This is a genomic window from Fervidobacterium nodosum Rt17-B1 (assembly GCF_000017545.1).
Classification (GTDB): Bacteria; Thermotogota; Thermotogae; order Thermotogales; family Fervidobacteriaceae; genus Fervidobacterium; species Fervidobacterium nodosum.
In genome coordinates, this window is the sequence record NC_009718.1 from 189,043 (window position 1) to 203,976 (window position 14,934).

Consider the following 14,934-nt stretch of genomic DNA (forward strand, 5'->3'; position numbering starts at 1 on the left):
TTGAATTTAAGGAAAATAATAATTAACATAATAATAGCTGTTGTCGTAAGTTTATCCGTTATAAATATTGTTGGTATTTTCTTTGCCAAGGAAAATCCTTACAAGGCTTTGATTTCTTATCCTTTTAAATATGTCCCTGTATTTTTAGTTATTTTAGCGCTTGATTATTTAGCACATGCCATTAGGACGATGATAGTTGTAAAAAGTATGGGATACAAAATAACATTCTTTCAAGCACTTGAAAATGTGTTTTTCAATATCTATTTTTCTTTTGTGACACCAATGTCTATCGGGGGACAGCCTTTTCAGATATACCATCTTACAAGGCTTGGGCTTTCAACTTACGATGCAACTAACATAACTATTTCCAGGATGTTTGTTGGAATAATGATTGTTTTCACAGTAGACATAATTTTTATCAACAAAGTTATAGGAATCTTGAGGGGTACGGTGGGTTTAGGAGTAGTACTACTTGGATTTTTCGTTACTACGGCGATTAGCATTTTAGGTTTTATAGCTTTTACAAATAAAAAGTTTCTCTTTTCAATTTTCAGATTGATTAGGAAAATCACAAGGTCAGAGAAACTAAAAAACAAAGAAGAAGCAGCACTCAAGTGGATAGAAAATATGAGTGATTCAACTAAAACATTATTCTTGAAAAATTATTGGGCTCTTATATTAGACTGGTTGTTGGGAGTCATAGCTTCGGTAGCTTCACCACTACTTTTAAAACTCTCAATAGAAGCTGTAACAACTATCCGTGTACCACTTTCAGTAATTTGGGGAACTCTTACGATGTTAAACACCGTTGTTTATTACGTTCCAACACCGGGTTCGAGTGGTAGTATAGAGGGGTTTTATCAATTAGTTTTATCACACATGTACGATAGCAAATCTTCGATGGTAGGAATTCTAATGTTTAGAATTATAACCTACTATTTAATTGTTTTCCTTGGTACTGTTCTCATTTGGAGAGTAGCTAGACACAAGGATGAAATGATGAATGATAGTTCAACAAATTTAACAGATGACTCAATTAATACAACGGGTAATCAAGGGGGAAAAAAAGATGAGTAAAGAAAGTCTTTGGTTGATAATAAGTGATTCGCATGACAACATACCAAATGTAAATAAAATTGTGGAAATAGCCAAAAAAAGAGGCATAAGCAAAATTTTTCATCTTGGAGATATCGTTTCACCTTTTCTTGCACCATATTTTTTGCACGATGGAATAGAATTCTTAGGCATATTTGGAAATAACGATGGTGAAAAGTTATTTCTAATGCAAAAGTTCCAATCTAAACTCCACAACGGACCTTATGAAAAAGAAATTGACGGTTTTAGAGTATTCTTAATGCATGAACCATATGCGCTTATACCTGCTATAAAATCTCAACTTTACGATTTCGTCTTTTATGGACATACTCATCAAATTGATATACGTCAAGAAGGAAAAACGCTTATCATAAATCCTGGAGAATCATGTGGCTATCTAACGGGAAAAGCAACAGCTGTTATTTTGGATCCTTCGAATAAAGAATATGAAATCATTGAAATACAATAGGTTAATTAAAATATTCAATAGCTTAAATGAAACAATTTCTGAAATCACAGGACTTATAACAAATACACAGTGTGTAGTCTGTGGAGATGAAAGTAACGGTCACAGGCTATGTGAACGCTGTCTTGAATTGACACATGCTCCACCTTCTACTGTTACTTTAATACATAGAGGTCTTGAAATATACTATTTCGGGATTTATAAAGAACTCTTGAGAGATTTTATTCTATCTTACAAATATCAAAACCATGATTCACTTCATAAAGAATTTGCTCAGATGATTGCGAGGACTATAAAGTTTAATCATTTAGATTTTGATTACATAACGTACGTTCCGGCAACTAAGAGTGCCAAAAAGAAACGCGGGTACGATCATATGAATCTCATTGCTAAAAGAATTTCAAAGATGCTAGACATACCATTTGTACAGACTATGAAAGCAGTTAGAGAAACGGACCAGCTTATTGCCAAAAACAGAGAGGAAGCAGTTAAAGGGAAATTTATTCTCTTAGATAATTTGCCGAATTTTTCAACAAAATCTATTTTGATTATTGATGATGTGTATACTTCTGGAAGTACAATGAGGGAAGCTATAAAGACTCTTGAATATTTAAAACCAAAAGAAGTGATACCAATAGTCATTGCTATGAACAGAGGTTAAATGAATGTGTTTAATAGAAAGGAGGTTTCTAAATGTCTGGAAATGTGTATATAAACGAAAACACATCATTTGAGAAAATTGCTGAATATTTTCCTTATCTTATACAGCCACTTCTTGAAAAGGGGATAAAGGTTATAGTATGCGGTGATGTAAAATGGGGGACCATAGGGGAAGAAATTGAAAAAATGGGACTGAAAAAAGAAGATATATTGAAAGAATTAAACGAAATAGCGCAAAAAAACGGTGGTCCTGTCCGCTCTTTGAAGTTAGACCTTTAAAATTCTTAACGAAAAAAAACATAACTTATGGTAAAATAATATGCTACGGTGATTTCTTACCACAAATTTTGGGAGGTGTAGACATATGAGAAAAGTTCTTTTGGTTGTTTTGTTAATCACATCTGTACTGTTTTTTGGTGCGACAAAGGTAGTTTTTTGGCATGCTATGGGCGGTGGACAGGGCGAAACTTTGAACCAGATTGTTAAAGCTTTTAACGAATCTCATCCAGATATCGTAGTTGAAGCAGTTTATATAGGTAACTACAACGCATTACAACAAAAATTACTTGCAGGTGCACAAGCAGGTCAACTTCCAACAATCTCACAAGCTTACGCGAACTGGACAGCCAAATTATTACAAAGTAACATAGTTGAGCCACTTAACAAGTATATGAACGATCCAAAGATTGGTATGACAAAAGCGGAATGGGAAGATGTTTTTAAAGCATTTAGAGATAACTGTACATGGGGTAACACAGTTTACGCAGTTCCTTTCAACAAAAGTTTGTACATACTTTACTATAACGCAACAGCACTATCGGCAGCAGGTATTAGTGCACCAAAATCTATAAACGAACTTCTTTACGCTTCAAAAGCCCTAACAAAGGATAAAAATAAAGATGGTAAACCAGATGTTTACGGTTTTGCGTTCAGAACAACTGTTGATACATTCCAAATATTCCTTATGATGCGTGGCGGAGATATAGTCAAAAAAGATCCAAAAACAGGAAGATATGTTTCTGCGATAGATTCTCCCGAAACAAGAGAAGTTCTCTCATTCTTCAAGAAACTTCTCGACGACAAGGTAGCATTCGCACAAGGTGGATATCTTAATGACATATTTGGTCAAGGTACCGTATTAATGTACATTGATACAATAGCTGGAAGAACATACGTCGAAAGTTCAGCTAAAGGTAAATTCCAATGGTCATGGGCACCAGTTCCTGTTTGGAAGACAAGAAATGTTCCATTTGCAGGAACAGATATAATTATGTTCAGTACAGCTAAGGAAGAAGAAAAAAGAGCAGCTTGGGAATTTATGAAATACTTAATTTCACCAGAAGTCACGGCATACTGGGCGATAAACACAGGCTACTTGCCAGTTAGAAGAGCCGCTCTTCAAACAACGATATGGAAACAAGCAGCAAAGTCTGATCCATTGTTGGAAATTCCTCTACAACAGATTGACAATGCAAAAATGGATCCACAACTTAGCGTCTGGACGGAAATTAGAAACGTTGTTAGCACAATGTTCAACGATTTCATCAACGGAAAAGTTGACATGGAAACAGCAATTAAGAAAGCGGATGCGGATATAAAGAAATATTTGGCTGAAGAATATAAATAATTTAAATTAAAAAAACAAATAAGGGCTCGATTTATAAATCGAGCCCTTATTTTATTTTAACCTTGATATTTTTCAATAAAAGTGATATAACAATAAGTGACCATATGGTCACTTATTTTTTTTGTTTCTTATTTGGAGGTGATTGACTTGGTAGAAAATGCCAGAGGCACATATTTGCTTGAAATTATCGGATTAACAAAGTACTACGGAAAAAAGTTGGCAATTTCAGATGTTAATCTCTATGTTGATTCTGGGGAAATAGTTGGATTTGTTGGACCAAATGGTGCGGGAAAGACTACAACGATGAGAACGGTGATGGGATATTTAAAACCTTCGAATGGAAAAATTTTCCTTTTTGGTGAGGAAGTTACAAGAAACAATTTACATAGACTAATTAAAGATGTAGGTTACGTTCCAGGAGAAGTAAATTATTATCCAGACGTTACTGTAAAGAAAATTCTCGATTTTTATGCAAGTTTTTATCCTGATTTTGATAAAGATTACTGTGAAAAGTTGTGCAGCAATTTTGACATACCCTTAAACAAAAAATTTGAGGAATTGTCTTTAGGAAATAAGAAGAAAGTCTCGATAATTCAGTCACTTGCGCATAAACCCAAGCTTTTGATATTAGACGAACCTACTAACGCACTTGATCCATTTATTCAAAAAAAACTTTACAACGTACTTGAGGAACTCAAAAAACAGGGAGTTGGTATTTTACTTTCCTCACATGTGTTAAACGAGGTTGAGAGACTATGTGATAGGGTAATTTTTATAAAGGGAGGAAAGGTGATAGTTCCTAAGGTATTTAGAAAGTCCTTGAAGAAGGTAACCCTTATAAATGGAATATTTGACGAATCTGTTTTTAAAAATTACAACGAAATTGTTGATTTGAAAAGAAATAATTCTGATATAACCATATTTTTCGATGGAGACGTAAAACGTTTAATTGATTTATTAAACAAAGTTGAATGTTCAGACGTTCTTATTGAGGATTTATCGTTAGAAGACGTGTTTGAGAAGCTTTATCAATCCTAATATTAAATAATTAAAAAATAAAATGAGCGGGAGGGAGAAATGTGCAGGTATTTAAATGGGAAATGAAGAGGAATTTTAAATCTTTTGTAATTTGGTCCGCGTTTATAATAGCCATACAATTTATGTACTCAGCTTTATTTCCATCTTTTGCTGGTGAAGGTGGTTTGTTTTCATCAAAGATGCAACTTTTACCAAAAGCCTTTTTAAAAATATTTGGTGTTGAAAAGATAGATTTCAGCGATATACTTCACTTCTTTGCGATGCAAGGCCAAATATGGATATTTCTCTTTGCAACTTTTTATTTGACAAAGCTTTCCTCTTCTATGTTTGTAAAAGAGGAGCACGATAAAACCGCAGAATTTGTCTTATCAAGACCTATAAGTAGAAAAAAATACGTTTTGGAAAAATTTTTATCAGTTAATCTATATTTAATTTTCTATGACTTTGTAATTACATTTTCTCTCCTTGGAATGTTTAACAAATACAAAGTGAAACCTTTTGATTTGTCGCTTTTTTGGCAAATTGCATTCTCCTTTTGGGCAGTGCATATATTTATGACGGCTGTAGGAATTGCCTTTTCGCTTATAACTCGAAAAAGAAATATCGCCGATACAGGTTCTTTGTTTGTTCTTGGATTTTTCTATGTACTTTCACTTATTTCACGTGTGTATGAAAAGTACGAATATATAAAAAATTTCACGCCATTTGGAATATTTGACCCAGCGATGCTTATAAAAGGTAAAAATTTTAATGTAACTGCATTTGTTGTAATTATACTAATTTACATCACTACTTTATTTTTTGGAGTTTATTACTACGAAAGGAAAGATATATACTCATGAAAGAAGTTAAAAACGAAACAAAGAAAGATTTAATATTGAAAATAGCCTTAGAAGAATTCGCTAATTACGGTTTTGTGGCGGCATCTACCAACAGGATAGCAAAAAAAGCTGGCATTTCTAAAGGATTGATATTTAAATACTTTAAAAGTAAAGAAAAATTGTACTTTTCGGTTTTTGAACAACTTATATCCGAATTATATTCAGTTGTTTTACCTAAAATAGAAGTTTGTAATGACTTTTTTGATTCACTGATAGAGGTGACTAAATCAAAGATTGAGTATTTTATCGTACATCCACTTGAGTTTAAATTTCTTGAAATCTTGAGAAACGATTTAGAGAACGTTAATTCAAAAGTTTTCACCACAGAAATGAAAAAGAAATTGATAGAATTAATGATGAACGAAGAAAAGAAAAGTTACAACACTTTATGGGAAAAGTTTTCAAATATCAAACTTAAAGATGGTATTGATAGAAACTTTGCTTTTGAGTTCACGTTTACTGTGCTCAAATCATATGGAAATTTATTGTTGAATAAGTATAGTCTCCAAAAAAATATGGAAGATGGTATGAACAAAATTTTGGACGAGTTAAAAAAAGTTATAGAGTTTATAAAATATGGAATTCTCTGATATACAAAAAACAATCGACCCAATTAATTGGGTCGATTGTTTTTTTATTCTGGGTATTATAAACTTCCTGGGAAGTGACAAGCAACGAAGTGTTCAGGTTTAATTTCCCTTAGCTCAGGTTTTTCTTTTGAACAAATTGGTTTTGCAACTGGACACCTTGGGTGGAATGGACATCCACTTGGTGGATTAACCGGACTTGGAACGTCTCCTTGGAGTATTATTCTTTGTTTTTTAAACTCTGGGTTTGGAACTGGTATAGCACTCATAAGTGCTTTTGTATATGGATGCAAAGGTTCATCGAACAAGTCTTTTTTACGCGCAGTCTCAACAACCTTTCCAAGGTACATAACAACAACTCTACTGGAAATATATTTAATCAACGACAAATCGTGCGATATGAAAAGATACGTTAAGTTATGTTCTTTTTGTAAATCCATCATGAGGTTTATAACCTGCGATCTGATTGAAACGTCAAGTGCGGCAACAGCTTCGTCTGCGATTATAAGCTTTGGATTCATTAGTAAAGCTCTTGCTATACCAATTCTCTGTCTCTGACCACCGGAAAATTCGTGTGGGAATCTGTACATGTGTGTCGGGTGAATTCCAACTTCTTCAAGTGCTTTTCCAACTTTATCAATTGCCTGTGATTTCGTAATCATTTTGTGAGCTAAAGGACCTTCGGCAAGGATATTTTTTATACGCATTCTTGGATCAAGCGAACTGTATGGATCCTGGAAAACTATTTGGATATCTCTTCTGAATTGTAATCGCTTTTCTTCCAAATCATCAACAAGGTATTTAATTAGCCCTTCTTCGCCTTTTTCCTTGAATATTTTAAAATATTTAGTATCAACGTCGTCTTTTGGAGTAAAGCCACTATTTCTGAATTTTTCGATGTATGTCTTTTGTACGTATCTTTTAGCCTTCCATGAAGGTAAGAAATAGTGTGTTGTATCTTCACCATTCACTATAATTCTACCTGAAGTGGGTTCGTAAAGTCTCAAAAGTGTCATACCAACTGTTGTTTTCCCACAGCCAGATTCACCGACAAGACCAACTGTTTCACCTTTATAAACTTCAAAACTCACACCGTCAACGGCTTTTACCCAAGCAACTATTCTTTTAAAAACTCCAGCTTTGATAGGAAAGTGTTTAACAAGATTATCTATCCTTAAGATAACCTCTTTTTGTTCATCTTGATTTTGGAAATTTGTATTTTGAACAGCTTGTGTTATTTTGTTTTCGCTCATGCGCCTTCACCAGCCTTTGCTATTTTTTGTGCTTCTTCAACTTTCTTGTAGAAGAAACACCTTGAATAGTGCCCTTCTTCAACTTGTACAAGGTCTGGCATTTCTATAGTACATTTTTCTTCTTTGAATTCACATCTATTACTGAATCTGCATCCTGGTGGGAAGTGTAATGGGTCTGGAACCATACCCGGTATACTGTAAAGCCTGTCTTGTTCAATATCCAATCTTGGAATTGCGTTCAATAGTCCCCATGTGTATGGATGTTTAGGCTTTTTAAAGACAGTTTTTACATCAGCTGTTTCCATAACTTTTCCACCGTACATAACAACTACTCTGTCGGCGTTTTCCGCTATAACTCCAACATCGTGTGTGATAAGTATAATAGCCATTCCGTATTCTCTCTGTAATTCTTTCATTAGTTCGAGTATTTGTGCTTGAATCGTAACATCAAGAGCCGTTGTTGGTTCATCTGCTATGAGAAGTTTTGGCCTACAAGAAAGAGCCATTGCTATCATCGCTCTTTGTCTCATACCACCGGAGAGTTCGTGTGGATATTCGTCAACGCGTTTTTCTGGTTCAGGAATACCGACTTTTCTTAACATATCTATAGCCATTTGTCTTGCTGTTTTTTTGTCAACTTCTTGGTGGAGCAAAATAGCTTCCATAATCTGTTCGCCAATAGTAAAGACGGGGTTAAGAGCAACCATTGGTTCTTGGAATATCATTGCTATCTCATTACCACGAATTTTACGCATTTCATCGTCATTGAGTTCTAATAAATTCTTTCCATTGAATATGATTTCGCTACCTTCTTCTATCTTGCCTTTTGGATCAAGCAATCTTAATATGGTTAGTGAAGTGACGCTCTTTCCACTTCCAGATTCACCAACGATACCTAATGTTTCGCCTTCATATACTTCAAAATCTACTCCGTCTACTGCTTTTACAACGCCATCTTCTGTATAAAAATATGTTCTCAAATTTCTAACAGTTAATAGTGGTTTTTTATCCAATTTGTCCACCTCCATTACTTCAACCTTGGGTCGAATACATCTCTGAGAGCGTCGCCAACGAGGTTCCACGCAAGAACAAATAACACCATAGCCATACCTGGATAAAAGACTGCATACCAGTATGAGAATGTTGAACCACTTGTACCAAGTATCCAGTTACGTGTGAAGTTAAGCATTGAACCCCAGTCAGCGTACCCAAGTGGAGCACCTAAGCCTAAGAATGATAAACCAGCAGCGGTTATAACAAGCGAACCCATACGCATTGATGCTTGAATCAAGACTGGGAAAATTGTATTTGGCAATATGTGTCTAATAATTATAAAGAAATCTTTTACTCCAAGTGCTTTTGCAGCCAAGACAAATTGTTCTTCTTTAACTTGTAAAATATTTGCCCTTATAAGCCTTGCAGCACCCATCCAACCAAAAACGGTCATTGCAATCATAACTTTATCCAGACCGTTACCAAGGATAGTTGTTAAAACCATTGCGGCAAGCAAAAATGGAATAGACATGAACACATCTGTAATCCTCATTAAAATTTCGTCTATCCAGCCACCATAATACCCAGATATTGCCCCGATTATTATACCAAATAGTGTAGAAATAATTGTAACCGTAAGCCCGATGTAAAATGCTGTTCTTGTACCCCAAACAACACCGTAGAATATATCTCTACCTTGGATCATACCAAATGGATGCTCTGCCGATGGAGGAACTGGCTCAGAACTCCAAGTTATAATAGGCATAATGTAAGGATTATCTAATTTCATTGGATTACCATTTTCATCTAACATCATTGGGTTAACTGGTTTAGCTATAACAGGTGCAAGAATAGCAATGATTATAAAGAATATTAACAGAGAAAATCCCAATACTGCAGAAGGATTTCTAAAAATCTTACGCATTACACGTTTAAATTCTGTATTTTGCTTTTTATTTTCACTCATCTTTTGGCACCTCCTTAACCAAGTCTGACTCTTGGGTCAAATACTGCGTATAAGATATCTATAATGAGGTTACCAAGTACAAGTAACGTTGAATAGAACAGAGTTGTTCCCAGAACAGTTGCATAATCAAGTGCAACAGCCGCTTCTGCCGCCAATCTTCCTATACCTGTTCGGTTGAATATAACCTCGATTATAACTGTACCAGAAAGTAAACCGATAACCATTGCACCCGCAACTGTAACTACCGGAATCATAGCATTTCGCTTTGCATGTTTGTGGATAACATCTTTTTCGGGAACACCTTTTGCACGAGCAGTTCTGACGTATTCTTTTGAAAGAACTTCGAGCATACTTGATCTTGTAATTCTAAGTAAGTATGCCCACCACAAGAATGAAAGTGTTAGAACAGGTCCAATTATATGCCTTAATGCGTCCCAAAATACATCAAGTCTACCATTTATGAGTGCATCGATAGTCAAAAGATGAGTTGCCTTAATAAACGATGATGATTTAACTACTTCTTCAGCCCATTGTGAAAGATTTCCCGGAGGGAACCAACCGAGCACTGAATAAAAGACCATTAGTACGAGAAGGCCAAAGACAAAGTCTGGGAAAGACCAACCAATTATAGCAACAATTCTTATAAAGTGGTCTAAGAATTTATCCCTTTTAACTGCAGCCATTACTCCAAGCCATATACCAACTCCAACAACTGGGAAGAGAGCGTACAAAGCAAGCTCAAATGTATATGGGAACCTACTCCAAATAGCTTTTAATACAGGTTCTTTACCAACCTGTGACCAACCTAAATCTCCTTTTAAAGCGTTCAAAAGCCATTTTCCATATCTTTCTACAAATGGCTTGTTCAAACCGTACTTTTCTTTTAAAGCGTCAAGCTCCGCGTTTGAAAGTTTATCAAACACGTTTGGGTTTACGTATGAAGCAAGAAGTTTATCTGGACCCAAAATCTGGAACAAACTAAATATAATCAGTGAGACTCCTAAGACTATGAGTGGTAACAAAAGTAGCCTTCTGATGATAAATGTTGTCAACTACCTCCACCTCCTGTGATAATCTAAAAAATAAAAAATTAAATTCGAAATACTGTTAATTTAAGAATATGTCCAAATTTATATGTTGGTTACAGAAAAATAGAAATCTTATACATCCTAGAAAGAATTATAACACTCAAATTACATTTATCAACTTATTTAACACGAATTTAAAGGTTCCTACGATACGATAGTTCATTTAACAAACTTTCAGTGGCTTTTTTCCCAATTAATTGTTCAATTTCGCTCCTTGACACCGAGAGTATTTCTTCAATGGAAGTGTAACGTTCAAGCAGAGTCTTTTTTCTTTTGGGACCTATCCATTTTATTTCATCGAGAATGCTTCTAAGTGATTTTTTTGTGGATAAATTCCTTGTAAATTCATTTGCTACCCTGTGCGTTTCATCACGTATCTTTACAAGTAACCTTAAAACAGGATGGTCGAAAGCCAATCTTATTTCTCCATGTAAAGTTACTATAGTTTCTTCTTCTTTAGCCAAGCCTATTACATCACATTCTCTTTCCTTCCCAATTTCTTTTAGGGACTGGTAGGCGGCATTTACTTGTCCAATTCCACCATCTATGAAAAGTAAATCTGGGACATTATGCTTCGTATACCTTTTCTTGACAACGATACGTATACTTTCAAAATCGTCCAAAATATCACCAAGTTTGTATCTTCTGTATTCTTCCTTCTTGATTTCACCGTTTTCAAAAACAACAAGCGAAGCCACCGTATTTTTGCCAGCCAAGTGCGAAATGTCTATTCCCTCTATCCTGTTTGGCAACTTCATGAGTCCAAGTAATTCCTTCATTTGTTTTAGAATAATCTTGTTAGTCAAGATAAGTCCTATCTCATAATTTAGGTTATCTATGGCTTTGTTGAGTAATTGCAATTCCAAATCATCTTTGGCTTGGGCTATTTTGATTCCTAATATTTTGGCTATGTTTTTAAGCTCTTTATTCTCTTTTTCGACAATTATCTTTTCTGGTATGTCTGAAGTGTTTTGTGTATAGAATAATTCTATGAAATCCACTATATGGCCATCGTATTCATACACAAGCTTAGAGATAAGGTATCCGGAGCGTATCTTGAAAACGAGGAAAGTCTTATGTTTCCCAACGACTAAATCGATGTTTACAGACTCTGGTAAAACTACGCCTTGAGATTCCATGACTTTATTAAAATTCAACAATATATCCCTATACTTTGCCGCGTTTTCAAAATCGAGTAATCTGGCATGTTGCTCCATTTTTAACTTTATAAAAGAAATAACATTGCTAAATTTTCCTTTGAGAACATTTTTAACCTCGTTAATTTTCTTTTTATAATCTTCTGGACTCTCTTCGTTGATGCACACGCCAGAACACAAACCTAAGTGATAATCCATACAAGGTTTTTTCAATTTTGTAATATCACGTTTGCACGTTCTGAATTTGTATACTTTTCTCAGTACTTCAAAGAGCTGCCTTGTAAAATATACATTTGTAAAAGGTCCGTAAAATTCACCCTCGCCTTTGCGATTGCGAACAATTTCAAGATATGGAATTTCGTCATTGCTTATCCTTATATATGGATAAACCTGCGTGTCTTTTAACATAGCGTTGTATTTTGGCTTGTATTTGTATATCATATTAGCTTCAAGTATTAGTGCTTCTTTCTCATTATCAAGTAATATAACTTGTAAATCATCAGCTTCTTCAACTATTAACTTGCTTTTCCCATCTTTTGCTTTAAAATGTGAGGTTAATCTTTTTTTCAGCTCTTTTGCTTTGCCAATGTATATGTATTCTTCTCCTTTTTTGAATATGTAAACTCCAGATTTATTCGGTATTTTTTCCAAAATTTTAAAATCTAACATAAAAAACACCCCAAGTATCTAATTTTAACTTTATCTTCATATGATATTACTTGAAAATTGCTAGAAATAATTATAAACTACTTTCAGTTAATTGTCAGCTAGAAAATTCAAAAATAAAATTTCGATTTGGGGGGATTAAAATGCCCGAAAAGTACATAGTTGTTACTGGTGGTGTTTTAAGTGGCATAGGTAAGGGTATTTTTTCCGCATCGCTTTCAAGAGTATTAAAAGAAGTTGGAGTTGATATAAATGTTCTCAAAATAGATCCGTATTTAAACGTAGATGCTGGGACGATGAATCCGAACCAGCATGGTGAGGTTTTTGTGACTGATGATGGTTACGAAGCAGATCTTGATTTGGGACATTACGAGAGATTCTTAGGTGTCAGTATGACAAGAAAAAACAACATCACCGCAGGTCAGGTATATTCTACTATAATTCAAAGGGAACGTGAGGGAAAATACTTAGGCTCAACAGTTCAGGTTGTTCCACACGTTACATCGGAGATAAAAGAAAGAATAACGACAATGCCAGGAAAAGTACTATCTATAGAAATCGGTGGAACTGTTGGAGACATCGAAGGTGAAGTGTTCTTAGAAGCTGTCAGAGAACTCGCGTTTGAAAAAAATAGAAATGATTTCCTGTTTGTTCACGTCACGTATGTTCCATATCTGAGGGTGACGAACGAGTTCAAAACTAAACCTACCCAACAATCTGTCCAGCTTTTAAGAAAAATAGGTATCCAACCGGACATTATTGTTGTCAGAAGCGAATTACCAATTGATTCTCAAAGTTTGTATAAAATAGCGCTCTTCAGCGGTGTGCCAAGAGAAATGGTTATAAATCTTCCGGACATCGGAAATGTTTACCAAATACCAGAAATGTTATACGAAGCAGGCGTGCACAAGCTTGTCGCAAAAAAACTGGGAATTGAAATAAATGAAGGTCCACTTAATTGGGTATATCCAAAGTCATTTAAACCATATAGGATAGCACTAATTGGTAAGTACCTTGGGACAGACGATGCATACAAAAGCATAATTGAATCGATATTTTTATCAGGAGTTCAAAAACCGGTTGTCGTCGATGCACAAGAATTAGAAGAGCTTGATGATGATGGCGTTGCTCAGAAATTGAGCACATTTGATGCATTGATAATTCCAGGAGGTTTTGGAAGAAGGGGAATAGAAGGAAAAATAAAGGCAATAAAATATGCAAGAGAGAACAAAAAACCGATTTTAGGTATTTGCTTAGGTATGCAACTCATGGCTATCGAATTTGCAAGGAATGTTATGGGATTAAAAGGCGCGAACTCTACAGAGTTCGATGAATCGACTCCTTATCCGGTTGTAAATATGATGGAAGAGCAAAAGAAAATAATGAACCTTGGTGGTACGATGAGACTTGGTGCACAAAAGATGAGAGTGCTTAAAGGTACGAAACTTTATAACATTTACAATCAAGAGGAAGTCTTTGAAAGACACAGGCACAGATATGAAGTTGATACAGAGAGATTTTCAGAGATGTTTAAACGACCTGGTGAAGAAGGATACAAATTTGTAATATCTGGTGAATCCGAATTCCTTGAAGCGATAGAAATTGAAGGTCATCCATTCTTTATCGGCGTACAATACCACCCAGAATACAAATCAAAAGTTGGACAACCACACCAAATTTTCTTAGAATTGATAAGGGCTATTGAGGAGGTTAATAGTTAATGCGAAAAATAATTGCTGATTATCACATTCATAGTAATTATTCACCGGATTCCAATAGCACTATAGAAGAAATATTGGAAACGGCAAGAGAAAAGAGGATTGAACATATAATTATTACCGACCATTATGAGTTAGCCGATAGCCATTTCAACGTTATAGATATTGAGACATATCGAAAAGAAATGGAAAAATACTCGCTACCTGTTGGCGTAGAACTTGGTTGGGATGGCATAAAAGAACTCAACATAGATACGACAAAATTTGATTATGTATTACTTGCACATCACTACGTGGAAGAACCTATAACGCAGGAAAGTTATAAGAATTACTTATTAAGGTTGCTAGATATTGTAAAACGATTCGACAGTTACCATGCGTTGGCACATTTGGACTTTCCAAGAAGATACCATCCGCAAAGAGAAGAATTTTCAAAAGAATTGTACGATATAATAACCGAAATACTAAAAATAGTTATATCAAATGGAAAAATGTTAGAGGTTAACGTTTCACCTATCAAACTGTACGGTGAACCAAATCCAAGTATCGATATTCTAAAGTTGTATAAATCGCTTGGTGGGAGGAATATAACGATAGGCTCTGACGCGCATAAGTTGGAAGACATTGGCAAAGGAATAGAAAAAGGTATTGAAATACTTTCGGAATTAGGTTACAATTATATCTTGGTGTTAGATACTGAATGGCGAGAGGTTAAGATAAAATAACATTTTATAAATC

15 protein-coding genes are annotated in these 14,934 nt (G+C 34.8%); 10 read left to right on the top strand and 5 right to left on the bottom strand.

The features are described from left to right. The 8 genes from FNOD_RS00960 (at position 1) to FNOD_RS09340 (ending at position 6,357) form a co-directional block, all read left to right on the top strand. Complete coding sequence (locus tag FNOD_RS00960; RefSeq protein WP_011993374.1) at positions 1-1,077, top strand: lysylphosphatidylglycerol synthase transmembrane domain-containing protein; 1,077 nt, start codon at positions 1-3, stop codon at positions 1,075-1,077. Continuing rightward, complete coding sequence (locus FNOD_RS00965) at positions 1,070-1,564, top strand: metallophosphoesterase (protein WP_011993375.1); 495 nt, start codon at positions 1,070-1,072, stop codon at positions 1,562-1,564. Before FNOD_RS00960 ends, FNOD_RS00965 begins: the two co-directional genes overlap by 8 nt. Next, positions 1,542-2,222, top strand: a complete 681-nt coding sequence (locus FNOD_RS00970; RefSeq protein ID WP_011993376.1) for a ComF family protein — start codon at positions 1,542-1,544, stop codon at positions 2,220-2,222. Before FNOD_RS00965 ends, FNOD_RS00970 begins: the two co-directional genes overlap by 23 nt. Positions 2,223-2,254: 32 nt before the next feature. Next, positions 2,255-2,500, top strand: a complete 246-nt coding sequence (locus FNOD_RS00975; protein WP_011993377.1) for a hypothetical protein — start codon at positions 2,255-2,257, stop codon at positions 2,498-2,500. 85 nt (positions 2,501-2,585) lie between these two features. Continuing rightward, a complete protein-coding gene (locus FNOD_RS00980; RefSeq protein WP_011993378.1) occupies positions 2,586-3,848 on the top strand; it encodes an ABC transporter substrate-binding protein in 1,263 nt (420 codons plus the stop codon). A gap of 147 nt (positions 3,849-3,995) precedes the next feature. Further along, positions 3,996-4,886, top strand: a complete 891-nt coding sequence (locus tag FNOD_RS00985) for an ABC transporter ATP-binding protein (RefSeq protein ID WP_049750982.1) — start codon at positions 3,996-3,998, stop codon at positions 4,884-4,886. Between the two features lie 41 nt (positions 4,887-4,927). Continuing rightward, on the top strand, positions 4,928-5,728 hold the full coding sequence (locus FNOD_RS00990) for an ABC transporter permease subunit (protein ID WP_011993380.1): 801 nt from the start codon (positions 4,928-4,930) through the stop codon (positions 5,726-5,728). After that, positions 5,725-6,357 (top strand): TetR/AcrR family transcriptional regulator, encoded by a 633-nt coding sequence (locus FNOD_RS09340; RefSeq protein WP_011993381.1) that lies wholly within the window; start codon positions 5,725-5,727, stop codon positions 6,355-6,357. The genes FNOD_RS00990 and FNOD_RS09340 overlap by 4 nt, the downstream gene beginning before the upstream one ends. 56 nt (positions 6,358-6,413) lie before the next feature. Here the strand turns inward: FNOD_RS09340 and FNOD_RS01000 are convergent, their stop codons facing one another. The 5 genes from FNOD_RS01000 to uvrC form a co-directional block, all read right to left on the bottom strand. Beyond that, positions 6,414-7,607 carry an ABC transporter ATP-binding protein gene (locus tag FNOD_RS01000; RefSeq protein ID WP_011993382.1) on the bottom strand — a complete coding sequence of 398 codons (1,194 nt, stop codon included), beginning with the start codon at positions 7,605-7,607 and terminating at the stop codon, positions 6,414-6,416. Then, positions 7,604-8,635, bottom strand: a complete 1,032-nt coding sequence (locus FNOD_RS01005) for an ABC transporter ATP-binding protein (protein WP_011993383.1) — start codon at positions 8,633-8,635, stop codon at positions 7,604-7,606. Before FNOD_RS01005 ends, FNOD_RS01000 begins: the two co-directional genes overlap by 4 nt. After that, positions 8,635-9,567, bottom strand: a complete 933-nt coding sequence (locus tag FNOD_RS01010) for an ABC transporter permease (RefSeq protein ID WP_011993384.1) — start codon at positions 9,565-9,567, stop codon at positions 8,635-8,637. Before FNOD_RS01010 ends, FNOD_RS01005 begins: the two co-directional genes overlap by 1 nt. A gap of 14 nt (positions 9,568-9,581) precedes the next feature. Next, positions 9,582-10,619 carry an ABC transporter permease gene (locus FNOD_RS01015; protein ID WP_011993385.1) on the bottom strand — a complete coding sequence of 346 codons (1,038 nt, stop codon included), beginning with the start codon at positions 10,617-10,619 and terminating at the stop codon, positions 9,582-9,584. A gap of 170 nt (positions 10,620-10,789) precedes the next feature. After that, positions 10,790-12,481 carry an excinuclease ABC subunit UvrC gene (gene uvrC, locus FNOD_RS01020; RefSeq protein WP_011993386.1) on the bottom strand — a complete coding sequence of 564 codons (1,692 nt, stop codon included), beginning with the start codon at positions 12,479-12,481 and terminating at the stop codon, positions 10,790-10,792. 140 nt (positions 12,482-12,621) lie between these two features. Here uvrC and FNOD_RS01025 point away from each other — a divergent pair, with 140 nt between their 5' ends. Continuing rightward, the gene (locus FNOD_RS01025) at positions 12,622-14,199 is read left to right on the top strand and encodes a CTP synthase (protein ID WP_011993387.1); all 1,578 of its coding nucleotides are present in this window, start codon (positions 12,622-12,624) and stop codon (positions 14,197-14,199) included. Continuing rightward, entirely contained in the window at positions 14,199-14,921 is a 723-nt protein-coding gene (locus FNOD_RS01030; protein WP_011993388.1) for a PHP domain-containing protein, read from the top strand. Before FNOD_RS01025 ends, FNOD_RS01030 begins: the two co-directional genes overlap by 1 nt. The last annotated feature ends 13 nt before the right edge of the window (positions 14,922-14,934 follow it).